Source organism: Agreia sp. Leaf244, assembly GCF_001422695.1.
In the GTDB taxonomy this organism is placed as follows: Bacteria; Actinomycetota; Actinomycetes; order Actinomycetales; family Microbacteriaceae; genus Agreia.
Genome location: NZ_LMLX01000005.1, coordinates 1 through 22238, shown reverse-complemented (window position 1 = coordinate 22238; position 22238 = coordinate 1). Strand labels below are relative to the sequence as shown.

Annotated in this window: 19 protein-coding genes; 10 read left to right on the top strand and 9 right to left on the bottom strand. The window is 67.4% G+C overall.

What is annotated here, in order from left to right; genetic code table 11:
- Nucleotides 1-51: 51 nt before the first annotated feature.
- The 3 genes from ASF06_RS14390 to ASF06_RS14380 all read right to left on the bottom strand — a co-directional run bounded on the left by ASF06_RS14390 (nucleotide 52) and on the right by ASF06_RS14380 (nucleotide 3387).
- Nucleotides 52-1854: a S1C family serine protease gene (locus ASF06_RS14390; RefSeq protein ID WP_235501028.1), complete on the bottom strand. Its 1803-nt coding sequence runs from the start codon at nucleotides 1852-1854 to the stop codon at nucleotides 52-54.
- Between the two features lie 139 nt (nucleotides 1855-1993).
- A complete protein-coding gene (locus ASF06_RS19590; protein WP_157439225.1) occupies nucleotides 1994-2689 on the bottom strand; it encodes a PKD domain-containing protein in 696 nt (231 codons plus the stop codon).
- Between the two features lie 128 nt (nucleotides 2690-2817).
- Nucleotides 2818-3387: a hypothetical protein gene (locus ASF06_RS14380; RefSeq protein ID WP_157439224.1), complete on the bottom strand. Its 570-nt coding sequence runs from the start codon at nucleotides 3385-3387 to the stop codon at nucleotides 2818-2820.
- Between the two features lie 75 nt (nucleotides 3388-3462).
- Here ASF06_RS14380 and ASF06_RS14375 point away from each other — a divergent pair, with 75 nt between their 5' ends.
- Nucleotides 3463-4668 (top strand): aminotransferase class I/II-fold pyridoxal phosphate-dependent enzyme, encoded by a 1206-nt coding sequence (locus ASF06_RS14375; RefSeq protein WP_055949622.1) that lies wholly within the window; start codon nucleotides 3463-3465, stop codon nucleotides 4666-4668.
- 2 nt (nucleotides 4669-4670) lie between these two features.
- On the opposite strand, the gene ASF06_RS14370 is transcribed toward ASF06_RS14375, so the two are convergent.
- Genes ASF06_RS14370 through ASF06_RS14360 form a run of 3 tightly spaced genes read right to left on the bottom strand, consistent with a single transcriptional unit; the run spans nucleotide 4671 to nucleotide 7265 of the window.
- Nucleotides 4671-5246, bottom strand: coding sequence for a YdeI/OmpD-associated family protein (locus ASF06_RS14370; protein ID WP_200920388.1), 576 nt, complete (start codon nucleotides 5244-5246; stop codon nucleotides 4671-4673).
- 12 nt (nucleotides 5247-5258) lie between these two features.
- Nucleotides 5259-6101 (bottom strand): carbon-nitrogen hydrolase family protein, encoded by an 843-nt coding sequence (locus ASF06_RS14365; protein ID WP_055948630.1) that lies wholly within the window; start codon nucleotides 6099-6101, stop codon nucleotides 5259-5261.
- A 9-nt stretch (nucleotides 6102-6110) separates the two neighbouring features.
- Complete coding sequence (locus tag ASF06_RS14360) at nucleotides 6111-7265, bottom strand: ROK family protein (RefSeq protein ID WP_055948625.1); 1155 nt, start codon at nucleotides 7263-7265, stop codon at nucleotides 6111-6113.
- Nucleotides 7266-7372: 107 nt separating this feature from the next.
- On the opposite strand from ASF06_RS14360, the gene ASF06_RS14355 reads away from it, so the two are divergent.
- The 7 genes from ASF06_RS14355 to prpB all read left to right on the top strand — a co-directional run bounded on the left by ASF06_RS14355 (nucleotide 7373) and on the right by prpB (nucleotide 16852).
- Nucleotides 7373-9505 carry an alpha-galactosidase gene (locus tag ASF06_RS14355; protein WP_055948623.1) on the top strand — a complete coding sequence of 711 codons (2133 nt, stop codon included), beginning with the start codon at nucleotides 7373-7375 and terminating at the stop codon, nucleotides 9503-9505.
- 120 nt (nucleotides 9506-9625) lie between these two features.
- Nucleotides 9626-10870, top strand: coding sequence for an ABC transporter substrate-binding protein (locus ASF06_RS14350; RefSeq protein WP_055948621.1), 1245 nt, complete (start codon nucleotides 9626-9628; stop codon nucleotides 10868-10870).
- Nucleotides 10867-11781, top strand: a complete 915-nt coding sequence (locus ASF06_RS14345) for a carbohydrate ABC transporter permease (protein ID WP_082479770.1) — start codon at nucleotides 10867-10869, stop codon at nucleotides 11779-11781. Before ASF06_RS14350 ends, ASF06_RS14345 begins: the two co-directional genes overlap by 4 nt.
- Nucleotides 11781-12680, top strand: a complete 900-nt coding sequence (locus ASF06_RS14340; RefSeq protein WP_055948616.1) for a carbohydrate ABC transporter permease — start codon at nucleotides 11781-11783, stop codon at nucleotides 12678-12680. The genes ASF06_RS14345 and ASF06_RS14340 overlap by 1 nt, the downstream gene beginning before the upstream one ends.
- Nucleotides 12681-12682: 2 nt before the next feature.
- Nucleotides 12683-14335, top strand: a complete 1653-nt coding sequence (locus tag ASF06_RS14335; RefSeq protein ID WP_055948613.1) for a glycoside hydrolase family 13 protein — start codon at nucleotides 12683-12685, stop codon at nucleotides 14333-14335.
- Nucleotides 14336-14420: 85 nt separating this feature from the next.
- Nucleotides 14421-15938 carry an MmgE/PrpD family protein gene (locus ASF06_RS14330; protein ID WP_055948609.1) on the top strand — a complete coding sequence of 506 codons (1518 nt, stop codon included), beginning with the start codon at nucleotides 14421-14423 and terminating at the stop codon, nucleotides 15936-15938.
- The gene (gene prpB, locus ASF06_RS14325; RefSeq protein ID WP_055948607.1) at nucleotides 15938-16852 is read left to right on the top strand and encodes a methylisocitrate lyase; all 915 of its coding nucleotides are present in this window, start codon (nucleotides 15938-15940) and stop codon (nucleotides 16850-16852) included. Before ASF06_RS14330 ends, prpB begins: the two co-directional genes overlap by 1 nt.
- Here the strand turns inward: prpB and ASF06_RS14320 are convergent.
- Nucleotides 16815-17423, bottom strand: coding sequence for a TetR family transcriptional regulator (locus tag ASF06_RS14320; RefSeq protein WP_055948605.1), 609 nt, complete (start codon nucleotides 17421-17423; stop codon nucleotides 16815-16817). The genes prpB and ASF06_RS14320 overlap by 38 nt on opposite strands.
- Before the next feature lie 57 nt (nucleotides 17424-17480).
- Between ASF06_RS14320 and ASF06_RS14315 the strand changes: the two genes are divergently transcribed.
- Nucleotides 17481-18962 (top strand): MFS transporter, encoded by a 1482-nt coding sequence (locus ASF06_RS14315; RefSeq protein WP_055948602.1) that lies wholly within the window; start codon nucleotides 17481-17483, stop codon nucleotides 18960-18962.
- 26 nt (nucleotides 18963-18988) lie between these two features.
- On the top strand, nucleotides 18989-19936 hold the full coding sequence (locus tag ASF06_RS14310; RefSeq protein ID WP_055948600.1) for an aldose 1-epimerase family protein: 948 nt from the start codon (nucleotides 18989-18991) through the stop codon (nucleotides 19934-19936).
- 118 nt (nucleotides 19937-20054) lie between these two features.
- Here the strand turns inward: ASF06_RS14310 and glpK are convergent, their stop codons facing one another.
- Both glpK and ASF06_RS14300 read right to left on the bottom strand, forming a co-directional pair.
- The gene (gene glpK, locus ASF06_RS14305; protein ID WP_055948597.1) at nucleotides 20055-21572 is read right to left on the bottom strand and encodes a glycerol kinase GlpK; all 1518 of its coding nucleotides are present in this window, start codon (nucleotides 21570-21572) and stop codon (nucleotides 20055-20057) included.
- Nucleotides 21573-21617: 45 nt separating this feature from the next.
- The coding region (locus ASF06_RS14300) for an MIP/aquaporin family protein (RefSeq protein ID WP_055949617.1) at nucleotides 21618-22238 on the bottom strand (621 nt) is incomplete at its 5' end.

Genomic DNA, 22238 nt, shown 5'->3' with positions numbered 1-22238 from the left:
GCGATCCCCGGGCGGCCGAGGCCGTCCGGGGATCGTGTGTCGCTCGACGCGCTACTGGGTCAGCTCTCCCAGAGTCACGTCGATGTCCTGGCTCTTGCCGTCTCGGTAGACGGTGAGCTTGGCATCGGATCCGGCGGCGAGGCTGCGCACCTGCGCCGTGAGATCGGTGGCGCTGGCCACGGCGATGCCGTTGAACGCGGTGATGACGTCACCGGCCTTGATACCGGCCTTCTCGGCCGCGCCGCCCGACGAGACCTCTTTCACGAGGGCTCCGGCTGTGACGCTCGCGAGCGCCTGGTCCGCGCTGGCGTCGCCGACGGAGGCTCCGAGAAGACCGTGGCTTCCCGAGCCGTCCTTGATGATCTCCTCCGCGATGCGCTGTGCGAGCGAGGCGGGAATGGAGAAGCCCACGCCGATCGAGCCGGACTGGCTGTCGGCGCTCGTGGAGCCCGCGCTCGCGATGGCCACGTTGATTCCGATGAGCTCGCCCTTGTCGTTCAGCAGCGCGCCACCGGAGTTGCCCGGGTTGATCGCCGCATCCGTCTGGATGACCGCCAGGGAGATGCTCGACGTGGCTTGTGCCTGGCCCTGCGACTGCGAGCCGTCCTGGCCCGGGATGTCGAAGTTCCAGAAGTCGTAGGGGTTGTCCTGCGAGCCGTCTCCGGAATCGCCGTTGCTGTCCGGGGCCGTCTCGTCGGTGTTGTCGCCCTTCGGGGCGGCCGAGGAGGCGACGGTGATCGCGCGGTTGAGGGCGCTGACGATTCCGGTGGTGACCGTGCCGGACAGGCCGAGCGGGGCACCGATCGCCACAACGGAGTCGCCGACGTTCAGCTTGGTCGAGTCGCCCCAGGTGATCGGGGTGAGGTCGCTGGCCTTATCGAGCTTGATGACCGCGAGGTCGGCGACAGGGTCGGTGCCGACGAGCGTGCCGGTGAAGAGACGTCCGTCGTTGGTCGTGACCTGGATGGTGGGGGTGGCGGTCGCGCCATCGAGGGTGACGACGTGGGTGTTGGTGAGGATGTAGCCGTCGTCGGACAGGATGACACCCGAACCGGTGCCGCCCGACGACCCGTCGTTGACCGAGATCGTGACGACCGACGGCGAGGCCTTGGCGGCCACGGCGGTTGCAAGCGAGGCGTCGTCGGCATTGTTGACTGTGATGGTCTGCGGACCGGTGGCCGTGGTGCTGCTGGACTGCTGGTTCTGGCTGATCACCCACGCGCTGATGCCTGCGCCCGATCCACCGCCCACGAGAGCGGCGATGGCCAGTGCGGCGATGAGCACGGGGCCTCCGCGCCGCTTCGGGGCGCGCGAACCCGCGGTGTCGCCGCCGGCGACGGGGGGCTGCTGCGGCGGCTGTCCGAAGGCGCCGTTGCCGTAGTTGCCCTGGGCCGGGGCGTAGGCAAGCGTCGGCTGCGTCTGGTGGGGGTGCGGCTGGGTCGGGGCGGCCGACTGGTGCGGTGCCGGGGCCTGAGAGTACGCCGGGTTGTACGGCTGAGGCGCGGTCGGCTGCGTCGCGGCCGGCTGAGGCGCGGCGGACGGCTGGGCGACGATGGGCTGAGGTGCGGTCGGCTGCGGTGCGGTCGGCTGGACGGCCGCCGGCTGAGGTGCGGTCGGCTGCACTGCCTGCGGGGTGGCCTGCTGCCGCTCCGGGACCTGCGGGGTGCGCGGTTCGTTGGTGGCCTCGGGGGCGGATGTCGTGGGCGGGGTCTCTGCGGAGACGCCGGGTGCGTAGTTGGGGAAGGCGGGGGCGTTCTGGCTGGCGGCGGGGCTCGAACCGGTGTTCGTGGTGTCGTCGCGGTCAATGCCCTCGGCTGCCGCCGGGTTGATCGGGTTGTCGGTGTTCTCAGACAATGGGTGCTCCTTCCAAGCTCAGTAAGCATCGCCATCGAAGCTGGACGTTGTCTATGCGTGGGCTGGAAACGAACTGCCGTATCGCTCGGGCGAAGCTTGGAGTTGGCAACCGCCGACGCTGGAACCGTATTCCGCGCCGTCAGCACCCGGGAGATATGCGACGTCGACCGCAGTCGTCAGCGACGAGCATGGTCTTCGCGGCCTTGGCCGACGCGGTGATCGGCGGTGCCGTCGAGGGCACGGTGCCTGCCAGGGCTCGCCACTCACCACCGCCGATGCGGTACTCGGCCGCGTACAGGATCGTGAGCGTGATCGTGTAGTCGCCTGGCCGGTCATAGACGTGGCTTGTCGCCGTCTCGGAGAACTCGGCAACGCCGAGGGAGGCCCACCGGGCTCCGCCCGTCGCGCTCGTCGTCGACGTGCCGTCTCCGTGGTCCCACGTGAACGAGACCGGAGTGAATCGAACCTCGGCCGGGCTCCCGAGCAGGGTCGTCGACACGACGCTCGGAACCGCGTCGGCATAGAAGTTCGTCGGGAGCCCCACGACCATCCAGCCGTTCGGCTCCATTCCCCGGCCGGCGGCCCCGGGAACCAGATGGGCGATCTCCCGAGTCGTTACGACCGGCGTCGTCGTCCTGGGGGTCTGCTCATCCGGAGCGACACGTCTCATCTCCGAGCACAGAACGACGTTCGTGGAGGCACAGGGCACCTCCACCGCGCCTTCGCCGGAGCCGTCGGAGCCACCGGAGCCGCCCTCCGCGGAACCGACGCTACCTCCGTCGCCCGATCCCCCGCCGGAGCCGCTTCCCCCGCCCTCGGCGCTACCGAGCCCCACATCGACCCCACCCCCGGAAACCGCCCCACACCCTGTCAGCAGGGCGTCGATATCAGAGCACCCCGAAGTTGTTGCGATTCCAGGAGCAGTTAGCGACACTCCACCGAACAGCAGTAAAGTCAGCAGCCTTAACAAAAGTTGTCTCCGACCCAAACGACCCTTGATGAGATGAGAGCCTTCGAGTCTTGAATCTCGACGACGATTTGGTACGGCGTTCGCGCATTGCGATCGGGACTCACCATGGAGGCGCCGTCGACGTCGACCACATCAACTGCCGAAACGTCGCTGCATAAGTAGGCGGTAATTGAACTGACTCCGCCGGAGTGGCTATCGATGGTCTGAATCTGAACGGAGTCAGCAGTTGTTTTTCCCAGAGTGCGGAATTGTTTTGCCGACAAGTCGGACGCAGCGCTCTTGAATTCCTCAGCCGCGTCTCCGCGAGCTACCTCATCGATCCGGTTCGCGTTCGTTCCGCCCTCCGAATAGATCTGATCACTGACACTCAGATAGTCCGCGTATGCACTCTCTACCAAACGCGCCGCTTCATCATCAGTCACGGCCACGTTTGACTTGACTGATGGCTTGGGTGAGGAGGAGATTCGAGGTGTCTTCGCCTCGCATCCGGCAAGAGCGAATATCAGTGGGCAAACCACAATTAGGCACACCGCGCTTACAAACGCACGCTTCTGACGGAACATGGGAACACCGTAGAGGATGTCGGCGCGTGACGCGGAAAGTTATCCACATGGTGGCTGGCGGTAGGTTTGATCTTCGTGACTATCTCTGGTTCCTGGCAGCGCACAGCGCGCGGAGCGGGCCTGCTGTCGCCCGACGGCTCGATTCGGTCGACGATCTTCGCCGAGATGAGTGCCCTCGCCACGTCGACGGGCGCGATCAACCTCGGGCAGGGTTTTCCCGATGAGGACGGCCCGGCCGAGATCCTCGAAGCTGCGCGCCGCGCGATCAGCGACGGACTGAACCAGTACCCGCCAGGGCTCGGCATGCCCGTGCTGCGCGAGGCGATCGCCGCGCACCAGAAGCGGTTCTACGCGCTCGAGGTCGACGCCGAACGCGAGGTCCTTGTCACGGCCGGCGCGACAGAGGCGCTCGCCGCAACGCTCCTCGCGCTGGTCGACGACGGTGACGAGGTCGTCACCCTCGAGCCCTTCTACGATGCGTACGGCGCCGTGATCGCCCTCGCCCGAGGCATCCACCGCACCGTTCCCCTGCGACTGCCGGCATTCCTGCCCGACCACGACGACCTGCGCGCCGCCGTGACCGACCGCACCCGCGTCATCCTGATCAACAACCCGAACAACCCCACCGGAACGGTGCTGCCGCGCGAGACCCTCGAACTGATCGTCGAGCTCGCCCACGAGCACGACGCGATCATCGTCACCGACGAGGTCTACGAGCACCTCACCTTCGGCGTTCCGCACATCCCGGTGGCGACGCTCGCTGGCGCACGGGAGCGCACGGTCACGATCTCGTCGGGCGGCAAGACGTTCAACACGACCGGCTGGAAGATCGGATGGCTGACCGCGCCGCACGAGCTGGTCACGGCGATCCTCGCGGTCAAGCAGTTCCTGACCTTCGTGAACGGCGCCCCGTTCCAGCCCGCGATCGCGCTGGGGCTCGGCCTGGGCGACGACTTCTTCGAGGGCATCGCGCGCACGCTCCAGGGCAAACGCGACCTGCTCTCGACCGGTCTCGCCAAGGCGGGCTTCGAGGTGTTCACCCCTCAGGCCGGCTACTTCGTGGTGGCCGATGCCGCGCCGCTCGGCTACAAGGATGCGGCAGCATTGTGCCGAGACCTGCCAGAGCTCGCCGGAGTGGTGGGCATCCCTATCAGCGCCTTCTGCGGCGAACAGCTCGCGGGCGAGTACTCGTCGCTCGTGCGATTCGCCTACTGCAAGAAGGTCGACGTGCTCGAGCGTGCCGCCGCCCAGCTCGCCCGCGCGGGCCGCGAGAGCCGCTGACGTCAACCCGCGGGCTTCTCCTCGCGCGCGAGCTTCTCGACCATGCGCTCGATGGCCAGGGCCCGGCCCTGTTCCGTCTTCAGCGCATGGATGCGGTAGTACACAGCGAACCGGTTCTGCGCATTGAGGGTCGCGTAGAAGGCCTTCGCGGCCGGGTTCTGCTCGAGGGCGCTGAGTAGATCCGGGTGCGGCTGCGCATTGGTCGAGGCCGCGTAGGCCCTGTCCCACCGGCCATCCGCCCTCGCCCGCTCGATCTCGGCCAGGCCTCGGGGCGACATCCGGCCGTCGGCGATCATCGCTTCTGCAGCCACGCGGTTGCGCATCGACCACGGGCTGGCAGCCCTGCGCGGCGTGAAGCCGCGGAACGACGTGTGCTCGTCTCGTGAGCGCGACTGCCCGTCGATCCATCCGAACTCGAGGGCCACGTCGAGCGCCTCGGCATAGGTGACCGTCGTGAAGGGGGCGCCCTTCTTGGCCACGATCAGCCAGATGCCGACCTCGAGATCCTGGTTCTCGAGCATCCAGTCGCGGAACTCCTCACGCGACGAGAACTGCAGGCTCTCCCGTTCCGCAGCCACTTCGATCGCCTCCTACAGCTCTCGCGTTCCGAAGCGACGGAGAGCCAGCGCAGGATTCACGCGCCGCACCTCGTCGACGCGACCCCGGTCGATCCACGCGACGGCGACGTCCTCGTTCTCGGCGAGGGAGGCGATCGTCACTCCCATCGGATCGACGACGAGGCTGGCCCCGACCCCGATCGGCGGCGTGTGATCGGCCGCGGCGACATAGATCGTGTTCTCGAGGGCGCGCGCGGTGACGAGCGTGCGCCAGTGATGTTCCTTCAGCACTCCCCTGACCCACTCGGCGGGCACGAGCACGAGGTCGGCTCCGGCGTCGACCAGGCGCCTCGAGACCTCGGGAAAGCGGATGTCGTAACAGGTCTGCAGGCCCACGGTGAACGGCCCGACGGCGAAGGTCTCTGGAGCCTCGATGACGCCCGGTTCGACGAAGTCGCTCTCACGCGACCCGAACGCGTCGTAGAGGTGGAGCTTGCGATACGAGGCCACGAGCCCGCCCGTCGGCGAGACGGCGACGACGGCGTTCGAGAACCGCTCGCCGGCGTCTGTCGTCTCGATCATGCCCGCGACCACATGGATGCCCAGGCGGGCGGCCAAGGAGCCCAACGCCGTGACGAACGGGCCATCGAGCGGTTCGGCGTTCTCGAGAAAACCGTCGCCGAACGGATCGGAGAAGTACGACGAGTACTCGGGGAACACGACGATGGATGCGCCGCGCGACGCCGCGCGCTCGGCCAGTCGCGTGATGGCGGCCAGATTCGCACCCTTGTCTGCGCCGGGGGCGAATTGGGCGATCGCGACACCGAGACCGGCGACCTGGTCGATCTCGTGCACCGGGCCGGAGGTGAGGGTCATCCCCTCACCCTAGCGAAGCGCCGCCGCGCTTGGAATGAGGCCGAAGCCCGACTGGATCGCGACCGCGGCGGCGCCGCGGGCCCACGACGTGAAGTCCGCGTCGGTGCGTCTGATCTGCACGGGAAGCGCGTCGGGGTCGCGATCCGCTTCGACGGCGGCGCGCACGACGCCGTCTGCGACCTCGAGCAGCCCGATGCCCTCCCCCGAGAGCACCACGATGTCGACCATGGCGAGGTTCGCGCTGGCGGCGATAAGCCTTCCCAGGGCCCGGGCCGAGGTGTCGACCACCTGACGGGCGACGGCGTTGCCCTCGGCCGCGAGCGCGAGCAGCTCGTCGTATTCCACGGATCGTCCGAGGCCGACACCGGCCGACGAGCACATGCTTCCGATCGAGAGCATGGCCGACGAGCAGCCCCGATGCCCGTCGACGCAGAGCGGGCCGGTGTTGTCGAGGGGAAAATGTCCTCCGAGCCCGAGGCCCGTATCCGAGGTGATCACCTGGCGTCCGTGCACGACGAGCCCGTATCCGACTCCCGCTCCGATGGTGATCACCGAGAAGTTGTCGATTCCGCGGGCGTGCCCGAACCACTGCTCGGCCGTCGTGAGCGCCACCACGTCGTTCTCGACGGTTGCGGGCCGACCGAAGCGCTCCTCGATCGCGGTGCCGAGGGCGACGTCGTGCCAGTCGAGGAACGGCGCGCGCACGACGAGCGACGATCCGGTCACCTTGCCACCGATACTGGCGCCGATCGCCGCGACGTCGTGGGCGTCGAGGTCGTCGATCAGGTTCTGGATGCCGTCGAGCACGTCGTCGACGCCGTGTCCGGCCAGTCGTGTGGTCGCCGACGCCCCAACGGTCGCGCGCAGGTCGGTGACGACGCCGAAGACGTACTCGCCCGTGATCTTGACCCCGAGCATCCGCTGCGCGTCGACCCTCACGTCGAGGGGTTTCACGGGCCTGCCGACGGCGCCGTCCTGGCGCTCCTGCCCCTCGACGAGAATGCCGTGGTCGAGGAACGGACGGCTGAGGCGCGTGAGGCTCGCGGGCGACAACCCGAGCCTGCGCCCGAGCTCGCCGCGCGCGATCGGACCGTGGATCAGCACTTCGCGCGCGAGTTCGCGAGCGGGGTCCCTGGTCTCGAATTCTCGGATCGTCTCGTTCATTTGTTTCGATTATCAACGAAATCAGCCAGTTGCGCGAGAAGAACACGGCCGGAGTCCCCACGAATTCGCAGTTGACAGCGTAATTAGTTTCGCGGTAGAAATTATCCATGCAGAGCCGCAGCGACGTCATCCACCTCCGAGCCGGGGGCACGAGCGTGGTCATCGACCTCGCCACGCCGGGATTCCCCGCGATCATCCACTGGGGCGACGACCTCGGGGCCCTCTCAGAATCGCGACTCGCCGACCTGGCCGTCGCCGCACGGCCGCAGCGCGTCTCCGGGGCGCTCGATACGCCGGCGCGCCTCACCATCGTCCCGCTCGAATCCGCCGGCTGGCAGAACGAACCCGGCCTCATCGGTTCGCGCCGTGGCCGCGACTTCTCCCCACGCTTCGCGGCTGCCGACGTACACGACCTGAGCGCGACCTCGGTGACCTTCATCGCCGACGACGAGCTCGCGCAGCTGCGCCTCACCGCGACACTCTCCGTCGATGAGGCCGGCCTGCTGCGCCAGCGCCACACGATCACGAACCTGGGCGCCGACGACTACGCGCTCGAGCAGCTCGTCGCCACCTTCCCCGTGCCACACACAGCCAGGCAGCTCCTCGACACCACAGGTCGCCACCTGCGCGAGCGCTCGCCCCAGCGCCACGAGTTCACGACAGGACGGCACGTGCGCGACAGCCGCCGCGGGCGTCCCGGCGCCGACTCCACCCTCTTCATCGCCGCGGGCACCCCCGGCTTCGGTTTCGAGCGCGGACTGGTGCACGCCGTCCACCTCGCGTGGAGCGGCAACCAGCGCCTCGCCGCGGAGCGCACCGTGGCGGCGCACGCCCTCGTGCAGGCCGGCGAGCTGCTCGCGAACGGCGAGGTGATCCTCGCATCGGGCGAGAGCTACACGACCCCGGATGCGATCGGCTCGTGGGGCGACGGTCTCACCGCGTTGTCGGCACGGTTCCACGAATCGCTCCGTGCCCGGCCGAACCATCCCGTCGCATCCAGGCCCGTGACCCTCAACACGTGGGAGGCCGTCTACTTCGACCACGATCTCGACCGGCTGACACGGCTTGCGGATGCCGGTGCGCGGGTCGGCGCCGAACGTTTCGTTCTCGACGACGGCTGGTTCCGCGGCAGACGCGACGACACGGCCGGCCTTGGCGACTGGTTCGTCGACGACTCGGTCTGGCCGGAGGGCCTCGGACCGATCGTCGACCACGTGACCGCGCTGGGCATGCAGTTCGGCCTCTGGGTCGAGCCCGAGATGGTGAATCCCGACTCCGACCTCGCTCGCGCGCACCCCGACTGGATGCTCCAGACGGGCGGCAGCCTGCCCGTCGAGGGCCGGCAGCAGCAGGTTCTCGACCTCTCGAACCCCGCGGTCTTCGACTACCTGCTCGAACGACTCGACTCCCTGCTCACCGAGTACGACATCGCCTATCTCAAGTGGGATCACAATCGCGATCTGCTCGACGCCGGCAGCACGGTCACCGGCCGCGCGGCGGTGCACGCCGGCGTTCTCGCGCTCTACAGACTGCTCGACGAACTCAAGGCTCGCCACCCGGGTCTCGAGATCGAGAGCTGCGCATCGGGCGGCGCCCGCGTAGACCTGGGAATCCTCGAGCACACCGACCGCATCTGGACGAGCGACTGCATCGACCCGCTCGAACGCCTGACCATCCAGAAGTACACGAACGTCGTCGTGCCCTACGAGCTCATGGGAGCGCACGTCAGCGGTCCCCACTCGCACTCGACAGGCCGCCGCCACGACCTGGCACTGCGCGCAGGCGTCGCGCTTCCCGCACACTTCGGCATCGAGTGGGACATCTCCGAGCTCGATGACGCCGAGCTCGTAGAGCTCGGTGAGTGGGTCACCGCCCACAAGCGCCTGCGCGACCTGGTGCACACCGGTCGTGCCGTGCACGCCGACCTGCCCGACGCATCCGCAGACCTGCGCGGCGTGGTGTCCATCGACCGCGCCCACGCCGTCTTCACCTACACGCAGGTCACCACCAGCACGAGCTACCCGCCGGGACCCCTCGCGTTCCCCGGGCTCGACGACTCTCGCGTCTACCGGGTCTCGCTGGCGTCGCCGACGACTCCCCTCGGTGGAGCGGGACAGTCCGCGCTCGCGTGGGCCGAGCATCCCGTCGCCCTGACCGGCCTAGCGCTCCGCACCACGGGCATCCAGGCGCCCGTTCTCTTTCCCGAACAGCTTCGGCTGATCGAATTCATCGCGATCTGACCCCGGACCGCGTTACGCACGACGCAAGGAGGCGTTCTCGTGTTTCATCCACCACCCGCTCGTTCCTCGAGGAGGAACGGCCGCCCGATCAGGCGCGTACTGGCCGCAGGAATAGGGCTCGTGCTCGCCGGCTCCGCGCTCGTCGGCTGCTCGAGCTCCGACGACGGCGTCGTCACCCTCGACTTCTTCCAGTTCAAGCCCGAGGCGGTGAAGGACTTCGCTGCCATCATCGACGACTTCGAGGCCGCGAACCCCGACATCCGCGTCGTGCAGAACGCTGTCCCCGATCCCGACACCGCCATCAGAACCCTGCTCGTGAAGAACAAGGTGCCCGACGTGCTGACGCTCAACGTGAGCGGCAACTTCGCCGAACTGGCCCGAGCCTGCGTCTTCGCGGATCTCAGCGGCGAGGGGTCGGCCGACACGGTGAACCCGGCCGTGCAGAAGATCGTTCAGGACCTCGGCAGCTGCGACCAGGGCGACGGCTCAGAGGTCAACGCCCTGCCGTTCGCCAGCAACGCGTCCGGCATCATCTACAACCCGGCGATCTTCGCAGAGAACGGCGTCGAGGTTCCGACCACCTGGGACGAGCTGATCGCTGCGGCGCAGACGTTCCAGCAGAACGGAGTGACGCCCTTCTATTGCACGATGAAGGATGCCTGGACCGCGGGCCCCGCATTCGTGAACCTGGGCGGCGCGCTCATGCCGGAGGGCTTCTTCGACGACCTCCGCGCCGAGGGTTCCGACCTCGACACGGTCTCGTTCTCGAAGGACTTCGGCGACGCCATCGACAAGGAGGTCGAGCTCTACAGCTACTGCCAGGACGACTTCGCCAGCCGCGACTACAACGCCGGCAACGCCGCGTTCGCAGCCGGGGAATCGGCCATGTACCTGCAGGGCTCGTACGCGATCCCCGCGATCCGGGCGACGAACCCGGATGCGCAGATCGCCACGTTCCCGTACCCCGTCACCGACGACGCGGACTCTCGCGTCGTCGTCTCCGGCGTCGACGTCGGCATCTCGATCGGCCGGGACACACCGCACCGCGCCGAGGCCCAGAGGTTCGTGGACTACCTCATGTCACCCGACGTCGTGCAGGCCTACTCCGAATCGCAGAGCACGTTCTCACCTCTCAAGAACGCCGTGCCGAACTCCGACCCGGCCCTCGCCGGCCTCGAACCGTACTTCACCGACGGGCGCATCATCGGCTTCATCGATCACCAGATCCCCGCATCGATCCCGCTCGTGAACCTGCTCCAGACCCTCGTGCTCACCGGCAACACCGAGCGCTTCCTGTCAGACCTCGACTCCGAGTGGAGCAAGGTCGCGGCCCGCACCGCAACCTCGCGAAAGGGAAAGTCATGAGCGCGCCCACGGCATCCGGCACCACCCGCACACCGGCCAGGCGCCGGATCGAACGGACCCCCAGGGCCTTCTTCTGGATGGTCGTTCCCGCCGTCGTGATCTTCTTCGGCCTGCACACCATCCCCGTGCTCACCGGAATGTTCTTCAGCCTCACGAACTACGCGGGCTACGGCACGTGGGACCTCGTGGGCCTGTCGAACTACATCAACCTGTTCCAGGACAGCCGCGTGCTGAACTCCTACGGGTTCACCTTCGGTTTCGCCATCGTCTCGACCGTTCTCGTGAACGTGATCGCCCTGGCGATCGCGCTCGGCCTGAACGCCCGGATCAAGTTCAAGACCGCCTTCCGCGGTGTGTTCTTCATTCCGTACGTACTCGCCATCCTGATCATCGGCTACGTCTTCAACTACCTGTTCGCGAACTCGTTCCCGGCCATCTTCGAGAGCCTCGGGCTCTCCGGGCTGTCGGGGAACATCCTCGCCGACCCGAACTACGCCTGGATCGGCATCGTGATCACGACCGTCTGGCAGGCGGCCGCGTTCAACGTGATCCTCTACCTCGCGGGGCTCCAGACGATCCCCGGTGAGATCTACGAGGCTGCCGGTATCGACGGTGCGTCGGCCTGGCGGCGATTCCGCTCGCTGACGTTCCCGCTCATCGGCGCCTACTTCACCATCAACATGGTGCTGTCGTTCAAGTCGTTCCTGCAGGTCTTCGACCAGATCATCGCCCTCACCAACGGCGGACCGGGAACGAGCACCGAATCCATCGCCATGGTGATCTACCGCGGCGGCTTCCAGGGTGGCGAATACGGCTACCAGATGGCGAACGCGGTCGTGTACCTCTTCGTCATCATCCTCGTGTCATTCATTCAACTGCGCTTCCTCCAGCGCAGGGAGGCGAGCTACTGATGACTGCAGCAATCCAGGGCACCGAAGCCCTACGCACCGTGCCCACCCCGAGCCCGCGTCGGCGGCGCCGCCGCAGCAGCGTGAACGGCGGAACCAACTGGTGGGTGACGGCCCTCATCGCGGTCTGCTCGCTGACCGTGCTGATTCCGCTCTACTTCACGATCGTCACGGCGCTGAAGTCACCCGACCAGCTCGGTGGAACAGGGTTCGAGTGGCCCACCAGCGTGCGCTGGGAGAACTTCGCCGACGCCTACCAGCTGACGAACTTCCCCCAGGCCCTGATGAACACGGCGCTCATCACGGTGGGCGCGGTCGTGCTGACCTTGCTGACGAACTCGCTCGTGGCCTACGCCATCGCGCGCAACATGCACAAGAAGTTCTTCAAGGGGCTGTACTTCTACTTCCTCGCGGCGATCTTCGTGCCGTTCCCGATCATCATGCTCCCCGTGGTGAAGGAGACCGCGCTGCTCGGCCTCGACACCCCCGTCGGTCTGATCCTGCTGTACACGGTCTACGGGCTGTCGTTCAACATCTTCATCTTCGTGGCCTACATCCAGTCGATTCCGATCGAGCTGGAGGAGGCCGCGCGTATGGACGGCGCGAGCACCTGGGGCGTCTTCTGGAAGGTCGTCTTCCCGTTGCTGACCCCGATGAACGCGACCGTCGGCATCCTGACCTGCGTCTGGGCGTGGAACGACTTCCTCCTGCCGCTCGTGATCCTGTCGGATCCGTCAGCGCGAACCCTGCCGCTGGCCCAGTTCGTCTTCCAGGGACAGTTCAACACCAACTACACCGTCGCCTTCGCGTCGTACCTGATGGCGCTGGCGCCCCTCCTCGTGGTCTACGTGACCGCGCAGAAGTGGGTCGTGTCCGGCGTGATGAGGGGATCGGTCAAGTGACCATGACAGAGACTGCACCCGAATCGACCGCCTGGTGGACCCGCGCCGTTGTCTACCAGATCTATCCGCGCAGCTTCGCCGATTCGAACGGCGACGGCGTCGGCGACCTGGGCGGGATCCGCTCGAAGCTCGACCATCTCGCCGAGCTCGGCGTCGACGTGATCTGGCTGTCGCCGATCTATCGCTCGCCCCAGGCCGACAACGGCTACGACATCAGCGACTATGAGGACATCGACCCGCTCTTCGGCACGCTGGCGGAGTTCGACCTGCTGCTGGCCGAGGTGCACGAGCGCGGCATGAAGCTGGTGATGGACCTCGTGGTCAACCACACCAGCGACGAGCATCCCTGGTTCGTCGAGTCGCGTTCGTCGCGTGACAACCCGAAGCGCGACTGGTACATCTGGCGTGATGGGCAGGACGGAGCGGAGCCCAACGGCTGGACGAGCGCCTTCAGCGGTCCGGCCTGGGATCTCGACCCGCAGACGGGCCAGTACTACCTCCACCTCTTCGCCGCGAAGCAGCCCGACCTCAACTGGCAGAACCCCGAGGTGCGCGACGCCGTGTTCGCAATGATGAACCGCTGGCTCGACCGCGGCGTCGACGGCTTCCGCATGGACGTGATCAACTTCATCGCCAAGACGGAGTCGGAGCTGGTCGGCACCAGCCTCCGCCCGACGATGGGGCCGCAGATCCACGAGTACCTGCAGGAGATGCACCGGCGGGTGTTCGCGGGCCGCGACGCCGAGCTGATCACGGTGGGAGAGATGCCCGGCGTCACCGTCGACGACGCCGCCCTCTTCACCGGGGCCGACAGGAAGGAGCTCGACATGGTGTTCCAGTTCGAGCACGTCGGGCTCGACCACAGCGAGACGAGCAAGTTCGACAACCTCCCGTTCGATCTCCTCGCCCTCAAGCGGTCTCTCGCCCGGTGGCAGACGGGCCTCGCGTCGACGGGCTGGAACAGCCTCTACTTCGGCAACCACGACCAGCCGCGCTCCGTGTCCCGCTTCGGAGACGACGGACGGTACCGCTACGAGTCCGCGACGCTGCTGGCGACGATCCTGCACCTGCACCGCGGAACGCCCTACATCTACCAGGGCGACGAGATCGGCATGACGAACGCAGGCTTCACCGCCATCGAGCAGTACGAGGACATCGAGAGCGTGAACCACTACGCCGAGGTCGTCGCCGCCGGCGCCGACCCGGCCACTGTGCTCGAGCAGCTGGCGTTCCGCAGTCGCGACAACGTCCGCACCCCCGTGCAGTGGACTCCGGGAGCGGAGGCCGGATTCACCACGGGACGCCCCTGGATCGAGGTCACCGGCAATGCCGACCGGATCAACGTCGAGACGGACCGGGAGGCCGGCGACAGGTCGATCTTCGACTACTACCGGCGCCTCATCGCGCTGCGGCACGAGCTGCCGGTTGTGGCGCTGGGCGAATTCGCCCTGCTCGAGCCCGAGCATCCGACGCTCTACGCATTCACACGCACCCGCGGCGACGACCGGCTTCTCGTTGTGGGCAACTGGTCGGGCGAGCCGCTCAACCTGCCCGCGGGGTTGACCGCCGATGCCGGCGAGCACCCGATCGGCAACTACGCGGAATGGAACGACACGACCCTCGAGCCGTGGGAGGTGCGCGTCTACCGCCGCTGAGGAGACTCGACGGCAGGGAGGGTGGCCTAGCCTGTTTGTAGCCGCCGCACGGCCGCGCCGTTTTCTCGAAAGGACATCGCACCCCGTGAAGCTCCACTCCGTTCGCGTCCACCCCAGTTCCGATTCCCTGGAGCGCGCAGACCAGCTCGCGCACGCCATCGCCGAGGTCGCCGCCGACCCGGTGGCGGTCGACGCCGATGTCACCGAGATGATCATCAACCGGGTGATCGACAACGCCGCGGTCGCCGCGGCCTCGCTCACGCGCAGGCCGGTCGTGTCGGCGCGCTCGCAGGCCGAACGCCACCCCTACTCCCCCGGCTCGACGGTGTTCGGCCTGGCATCGGATGCGCGATTCTCGCCCGAGTGGGCGGCCTGGGCCAACGGCGTCGCCGTTCGCGAGCTCGACTTCCACGACACGTTCCTCGCGGCCGAGTACTCCCACCCCGGCGACAACATCCCGCCGATCCTGGCCGTGGCGCAGCACGCCGGTCGCACCGGCGCGCAACTGGTGCGCGGCATCGCCACCGGCTACGAGATCCAGGTCGATCTCGTCCGCGCCATCAGCCTGCACGCCCACAAGATCGACCACGTGGCGCACCTCGGCCCGTCGGCCGCGGCCGGCATCGGCACCCTCCTGGGTCTCGACGTCGAGACGATCTTCCAGGCCGTCGGCCAGGCGCTGCACACCACCACCGCGACGCGGCAGTCCCGCAAGGGCGAGATCTCGTCATGGAAGGCCCACGCGCCGGCCTTCGCCGGCAAGATGGCCGTCGAGGCTGTCGACCGGGCCATGCGCGGCGAGACCAGCCCGACACCCATCTACGAGGGCGAAGACGGGGTGATCGCGTGGCTGCTCGACGGCCCCGACGCCGCCTACGAGGTGCCGCTGCCCGTCGCCGGCGAATGGAAGCGCGGAATCCTCGACACCTACACGAAGGAGCACTCGGCCGAGTACCAGGCCCAGGCCTGGATCGACCTGGCGCGCAGACTGCACAACGAGCATCCGGTTCTTGTCGAGCACCCCGAGCGGATCGGCAGCATCACGATCCACACCAGCCACCACACGCACTTCGTGATCGGCTCGGGTGCCGGCGACCCGCAGAAGTACGACCCGACCGCGTCGCGGGAGACCCTCGACCACTCGATCCCCTACATCTTCACGGTGGCCCTGCAGGACGGGGCCTGGCACCACGTCGACTCCTACACGCCGGAGCGGGCCGGCCGGGAGGACACCGTGCGCCTCTGGAAGACCGTGCGCACGGTCGAGGACTCGGAGTGGACGAGGCGGTACCACTCGATCGACCCGCAGGAGAAGGCGTTCGGAGGCCGGGTCGAGATCTTGCTCACCGACGGCACGGTCATCACCGACCAGATCGCCGTCGCCGACGCGCACCCGCTCGGCGCTCGTCCCTTCGCCCGCGAGCAGTACGTCGCGAAATTCCGCACCCTGGCCGACGGCGTGCTCGAGCAGGCCGAGATCGAGCGCTTCCTCTCGGTCGCGGCGCGACTGCCCGAACTCGGTGCCGATGAACTGGGGGGGCTCACGATCACGGCGAGGCCCGGCCTGTTCGACGGCGTCACGACCCCGAAGGGACTCTTCTGATGCTCTACGCCCCCACCACCGCGGCCGACAAGCGCATCGCCCTCCGCGCGGGACTCTCGAGCGGCAGGCTGCAGCTCTTCCCCGGCGCGTTCAATCCCCTGTCGGCGAAGCTGATCCAGGAAAAGGGCATGGACGGGGTCTACATCTCGGGCGCCGTGCTCTCCGCCGACCTCGGCCTCCCCGACATCGGGCTGACCACCCTCACGGAGGTCGCCGGCCGCTCCCAGCAGATCGCCCGCATGACCGATCTGCCGTCACTCGTCGACGCCGACACCGGATTCGGCGAGCCCATGAACGTGGCCCGCACCATCCAGACGCTCGAAGACGCCGGCGTCGCAGGGCTCCACCTCGAAGACCAGGTCAACCCGAAGCGCTGCGGTCACCTCGACGGCAAGCAGGTCGTCGACCTCGATACCGCCCTCAAACGCATCAAGGCCGCCGTCGAGGCGCGCCGCGACCCGAACTTCCTCATCATGGCCCGAACGGATGCGCGTGGGGTCGACGGTCTGCAGGCCGCGGTCGATCGCGCCAAGGCTCTCGTCGACGCGGGAGCGGACGCGATCTTCCCGGAGGCCATGGCCTCGCTCGAGGAGTTCGAGGCCGTCCGCGCCGCCGTCGACGTGCCAATCCTCGCGAACATGACCGAGTTCGGCAAGAGCGAGCTCTTCACCACGCAGCAGCTCGCCGACGTCGGCCTCAACCTGGTGATCTTCCCCGTCTCGCTGCTCCGGCTCGCCATGGGCGCGGCCGAGAGGGGGCTCGACACGATCACGCGGGAGGGGTCGCTGACCTCGATGCTGCCCGAGATGCAGACCCGCGCCAGGCTCTACGAGGTTCTCGACTACGAGGCGTACAACTCGTTCGACTCGGGGGTCTTCAACTTCTCGCTCGATCGGCATTTCGGGGTGTCGTAGAAGGCTGCACCAGCTTCTGCGCTGCCCGAACCGCTGAGGCCCGTCTCCGCGCGGTGACGGCGGTCGATCGTGCGTCGCCGGGACCGGAGAAGGTGCTCGGCGCACTCGCCCAGGCGAAGGCGAGTCCGAAGAGCATCGTGATGAGATCCTCGGGCTCCCACTCGTCATCGAGTTTTCCATCCGCCTGTGCATCGAGGATCAGCTGCCGCTCGGGGAAGAGGCGAGAGCTGTCATCGTCGGAGAGCGACGGAGACACACCCTCCAGTCGCGCCCAGTGCAGCATGCGTATGTGCTCGGGGTGCGAGATCGTGTGATCGAATACCCCGCCCACGAAGCCCGGCAGGTCATCGACATCGATCGGATTCGCCTCGGCGACTTCGCGCTGATTCAACTGCAGCACCACCTGGAACAGGGCCTTTTTGTCGCCGAAGTAGGCGTACAGCCGCTCCTTGCTCGCGCTGGCCGCCGCGGCGATCCGGTCGACTCGCGCCCCCGCGAGTCCGAAGTCGGCGAACTCCGTGCGCGCGGCATCGAGAATTCGCTGTCTGGTCGCCTCGCCGTCGCTTCTCATGGGTATAGCATAGCTAAGCCAACCAACCAGTTCGTACGAATAGGATCCCGCTTCTTTATGACGTCCCCCTCCACCGCCTCGACCGAGGCCGTCCACGATCACGCCGCACACCCCCGCAGGTGGTGGCTGCTCGCCGTCCTCGCACTCGCGCAGCTCATGGTCGTGCTCGACGGAACGATCGTGAACATCGCCCTTCCCGACGCGCAGGTCGAGCTCGGCATGAGCGATGGAGACCGAACGTGGGTCGTCACGATCTATGCGCTCGCTTTCGGATCGCTCCTGCTGCTCGGCGGACGCATCGCCGACTACTGGGGCCGCAAGCGCTCGTTCATGCTCGGCATGGTCGGCTTCGCCATTGCCTCGGGAATCGGTGGATTCGCCGCGACGACCGAGCAGCTGCTGATCGCCCGCGGCCTGCAGGGCGCATTCGCAGCGCTGCTCGCCCCCGCCTCCCTCGCCATCCTCACGATCACCTTCCCCAACGGCAAAGACCGCATCAAGGCCTTCGCCGTCTACGGTGCGATCGGTGGAGGCGGCGCGGCCGTAGGCCTGCTGCTCGGCGGCGTGCTCACCGAGTACGCGAGCTGGGGCTGGTGCCTGCTGGTCAACGTACCGATCGCCGTGATCGCGATCGTCGCCGGCTTCCCCCTGATCCGCGAGAGCCGCGCACACGGCAACACCCGCTACGACCTGCCCGGAACCGTGCTGGTCGTGGGCGGTCTCGCATCGCTCGTCTACGGCTTCTCGCAGGCCGAGAACGGATGGGGCCGCTGGGAGACCATCGGCTTCCTCGCCCTCGGCGTCGTTCTGCTCGCCGCCTTCGTCTGGGTCGAATCGCGGGCGTCCAACCCGCTGCTTCCCCTGCGCGTCATCCTCAACCGCGTTCGCGGCGGGGCGTTCCTCGTATCACTCCTCACCGGGGCGGCGCTTCTCGGCGGCCTGCTCTTCCTCACGTTCTACTTCCAGATCGTTCTCGGCTTCTCTCCCCTGCAGTCCGGACTCGCCTCGCTGCCCATGACGTTCACCATCATGATCGGCGCCACCGTTCTGTCGAGGTTCCTCCCCGTGATCGGCGTGCGCATTCCGATGACGGTCGGCCCGGTCATCGCCGCGGCCGGCCTCGGCTGGCTGTCGTTCATCACGGTCGAGGGCGACTATGTCGTCCAGGTGCTGCCCGGCGTCATCCTGCTCGGTATCGGACTCGCCTGCATCTTCGTTCCGCTGCAGAACGTGGCGCTCTCCGGCATCGACGAGCACGACGCCGGTGTCGCCAGCGCGGCCGTGTCGGCGACCCAGCAGATCGGCGGATCGATCGGAACGGCCCTGTTCACGGCGCTCTACACCGCGGCGATCTCCGCGTACCTGGCCGCGAATCCGCCATCTGAGACGGCACAGCTCGAGGCCTTCGTGAGCGGCTACTCCACCGCGTTCCTCTGGGCTGCGGGGCTCATTCTGCTGGCCGCGCCGATCTCGTTCTTCCTCGTGCGCCCGTCGAAGGACGAGCTGATGAACGTGCCCGACGCGGTTCACCTGGGCTGAGCCCGAGCCGCTACGGTGGAGGCACTATGAACACTGCCTCCACCCGGTCCGACGTCCCGCTGTCCGGAACCGAATACACACTGACCTTCGGCGACTACACCGCAGACATTGCGGGAGTGGGTGCCAGCCTGCGAACGCTGCGATACCGGGGCCGCGACCTCGTCGTTCCGTTCGATGCCGACGAGGTGCGTCCTGCGTTCCGCGGCGCCGTGCTCGCCCCCTGGCCGAACCGCGTGGTCGACGGCCGATACACCTTCCACGGCACCGAGTACGAGCTGGCACTCACCGAGCCGAAGCGAGGCCACGCGCTGCACGGCCTTGCCGCCTGGCAGGAGTGGTCGCTCGTGGAGGCCGGCGAGGCGTTCGTCGAACTGGCGTTCCGCGTCGAGGCGCAGTCGGGTTACCCGTTCCGCATTGACCTGATCGCTCGCTACGAGCTCACGGCCGACGGCTTGTCGACGACCATCCGCGCGACGAACTCGGGCCGCGCTGCCGCGCCTTACGGAACCGGCCCGCATCCGTATCTCGTCGCGGGACCGGGCCGCGTCGACGACTGGTCGCTCGAGCTGCCCGCCCGTGCCGTTCTCACCGTCACGCCCGACCGCCTGATTCCCGTCGACCTGGCCGACGTCGAGCTCGAAGACGACGGGGCATTCGACTTCGTCGCATCCCGGCCCATCGACTCGACGTTCATCGACCACGCATTCACCGAGCTCGAGCGGGATGCCTCGGGTCTCGCCACCGTGCGGGTCACCACCCATGACGGCTCGTCGGGCGTCGGCATCAGCTGGGGAACGGAGTGCCAGTGGGTTCAGATCCACACGGCCGACCAGCCGGAGCCGTCGATCAGCAGGCTCGGCCTCGCGGTCGAGCCGATGACGTGCCCGCCCGACGCGTTCAACACGGGCACAGACCTCGTCGTGCTCGATCCCGGCGAGGAGCACACCGCCGGCTGGACGATCTTCGCCCTCTAGCGAACTCGTTCCCCCGTTAACGGACTCGTTCCCCCCCCTTAACAAAGTCGTTCCCTGAGCCTGTCGAAGGGATGCCCTTCGACGGGCTCAGGGAACGGCCTGAGCTGTCGAGCCGTGGTTACTCGATGACGTCCTCGTCGACCCAGTCGAGGGTCTTCGTGACGGCCTTCTTCCAGTTGCGGTAGAGGCGCTCGCGCTCGGCGTCGTCCATGTTGGGAGTCCAACGCTGGTCTTCCTGCCAGTTCTTGCGCAGGTCGTCGAGGTTGTCCCAGTAGCCCACGGCGAGGCCGGCCGCGTAGGCGGCACCGAGGGCCGTGGTCTCGGCGACCACCGGGCGCACGACGGGCACGTTCAGGATGTCGGCCTGGAACTGCAGCAGGGTGTCGTTGGCCGTGGCTCCGCCGTCGACCTTGAGCTCGGTGAGCGGCACGCCGGAGTCGGCGTTGACCGCGTCGAGCACCTCGCGCGTCTGGAACGCGATGGACTCCAGCGCTGCGCGGGCGATGTGGCCCTTGTTCACGAACCGGGTCAGTCCGACCAGTGCACCACGGGCATCCGATCGCCAGTGCGGGGCGAACAGGCCCGAGAACGCCGGCACGAAGTAGGCGCCGCCGTTGTCGTCGACCGTCTTCGCAAGGACCTCGATGTCGGGAGCGCTCTGGATGATGCCCAGATTGTCGCGCAGCCACTGCACGAGGGAGCCGGTGACGGCGATGGAGCCTTCGAGGGCGTAGTGGGTCTCGCCGTCGCCGAGCTTGTAGCCGATGGTGGTGAGGAGGCCGTTCTCGCTTTTGACGATGTCGGTTCCGGTGTTGAAGATCAAGAAGTTGCCGGTGCCGTAGGTGTTCTTCGCCTCGCCCTTGTCGAAGGCGGCCTGGCCGAACGTGGCGGCCTGCTGGTCGCCCAGAATTCCCGCGACGGGAACCTCGCGCAGCAGACTCGAGTCGGACACGGTGCCGTAGACCTCGGAGGACGAGCGCACCTCGGGGAGCATCGACTTGGGAACGTCGAACGCCTTGAGGATCTCGTCGTCCCACTCGAGGGTCTTGAGGTCGAGGAACAGCGTGCGGCTGGCGTTGGTGACGTCGGTCGCGTGCACTCCCCCGTTGACGCCGCCGGTCAGGTTCCAGAGAACCCACGTGTCGGTCGTTCCGAAGATGAGGTCGCCGGCCTCGGCGCGCTCGCGGGCGCCCTCGACGTTCTCGAGGATCCACACGATCTTCGTGCCGGCGAAGTACGTCGACAGGGGAAGACCCACGGTGTCCTTGAAGCGGTCTCCGCCGCCGTCTGCCGACAGTCGGTCGACGATGGACTGGGTGCGGGTGTCCTGCCAGACGATGGCGTTGTAGACGGGCTCGCCGGTGTTCTTGTCCCAGACCACGGCGGTCTCGCGCTGATTGGTGATGCCGACCGCGACGATGTCGTGGCGCGTCAGGTTGGCCTTCGAGAGGGCCTGGCCGATGACCTCGCGGACGTTGTCCCAGATCTCCTTCGGGTTGTGCTCGACCCAGCCCGCCTTCGGGAAGATCTGCTCGTGCTCCTTCTGACCGGTCGAGACGATTCCGCCCTCGTGGTTGAAGATGATCGCGCGGGAACTCGTGGTTCCCTGATCGATCGCAATGACGTATTTGCTCATGACTAACTCCTTCGTTATGTGTTCTGCTTCGGCCGAGACGGCCGGTTACGTGAGGATGGGGGGGAGAAGCGGCACGGCGGCGAGGCCGGCGAGGACGCCTCCGATGATGGGGCCGACGACGGGGACCCAGGAGTAGGACCAGTCGGAGGACCCCTTGCCCTTGATCGGGAGAAGCGCGTGCGCGATGCGGGGGCCGAGGTCACGGGCCGGGTTGATGGCGTACCCGGTCGGGCCACCGAGGGATGCGCCGATCGCGATCACGAGGATCGCCACGGGAAGAGCACCCAGCGCCGCAAGCCCGCCCTCGCCCTGACGTCCGCCGCCGAAACCGATGACCACGAACACCAGCACGAACGTTCCGATGATCTCCGTGACCAGGTTCCAGCCGTAGGAGCGGATCGCCGGTCCCGTCGAGAACACGCCGAGCTTGTTCGCCGCGTCGGGTTCCTCGTCGAAGTGCTGCTTGTACGCGAGCCACACGAACACGGCACCGATGATCGCACCCAGCAGCTGMGCTGCGATGTAGGTGAGGATCGACRCGATGTTCACGGGTACACCGGAACCGAACTCGGTCGCGCCATTCGCGACCAGACCCAGGGTCACGGCCGGGTTCAGGTGCGCACCACTGTTGTACGACGGTTCAGGTGCGCACCACTGTTGTACGAC

Coding starts and splice junctions, on each gene's coding strand:
- ASF06_RS14380 (WP_157439224.1), bottom strand. CDS start 3,387: ATGTTCCGTCAGAAGCGTGCGTTTGTAAGCGCGGTGTGCCTAATTGTG.
- ASF06_RS14365 (WP_055948630.1), bottom strand. CDS start 6,101: ATGACCCTCACCTCCGGCCCGGTGCACGAGATCGACCAGGTCGCCGGT.
- ASF06_RS14360 (WP_055948625.1), bottom strand. CDS start 7,265: ATGAACGAGACGATCCGAGAATTCGAGACCAGGGACCCCGCTCGCGAA.
- ASF06_RS14355 (WP_055948623.1), top strand. CDS start 7,373: ATGCAGAGCCGCAGCGACGTCATCCACCTCCGAGCCGGGGGCACGAGC.
- ASF06_RS14345 (WP_082479770.1), top strand. CDS start 10,867: ATGAGCGCGCCCACGGCATCCGGCACCACCCGCACACCGGCCAGGCGC.
- ASF06_RS14340 (WP_055948616.1), top strand. CDS start 11,781: ATGACTGCAGCAATCCAGGGCACCGAAGCCCTACGCACCGTGCCCACC.
- ASF06_RS14335 (WP_055948613.1), top strand. CDS start 12,683: ATGACAGAGACTGCACCCGAATCGACCGCCTGGTGGACCCGCGCCGTT.
- prpB (WP_055948607.1), top strand. CDS start 15,938: ATGCTCTACGCCCCCACCACCGCGGCCGACAAGCGCATCGCCCTCCGC.
- ASF06_RS14320 (WP_055948605.1), bottom strand. CDS start 17,423: ATGAGAAGCGACGGCGAGGCGACCAGACAGCGAATTCTCGATGCCGCG.
- ASF06_RS14315 (WP_055948602.1), top strand. CDS start 17,481: ATGACGTCCCCCTCCACCGCCTCGACCGAGGCCGTCCACGATCACGCC.
- ASF06_RS14310 (WP_055948600.1), top strand. CDS start 18,989: ATGAACACTGCCTCCACCCGGTCCGACGTCCCGCTGTCCGGAACCGAA.
- glpK (WP_055948597.1), bottom strand. CDS start 21,572: ATGAGCAAATACGTCATTGCGATCGATCAGGGAACCACGAGTTCCCGC.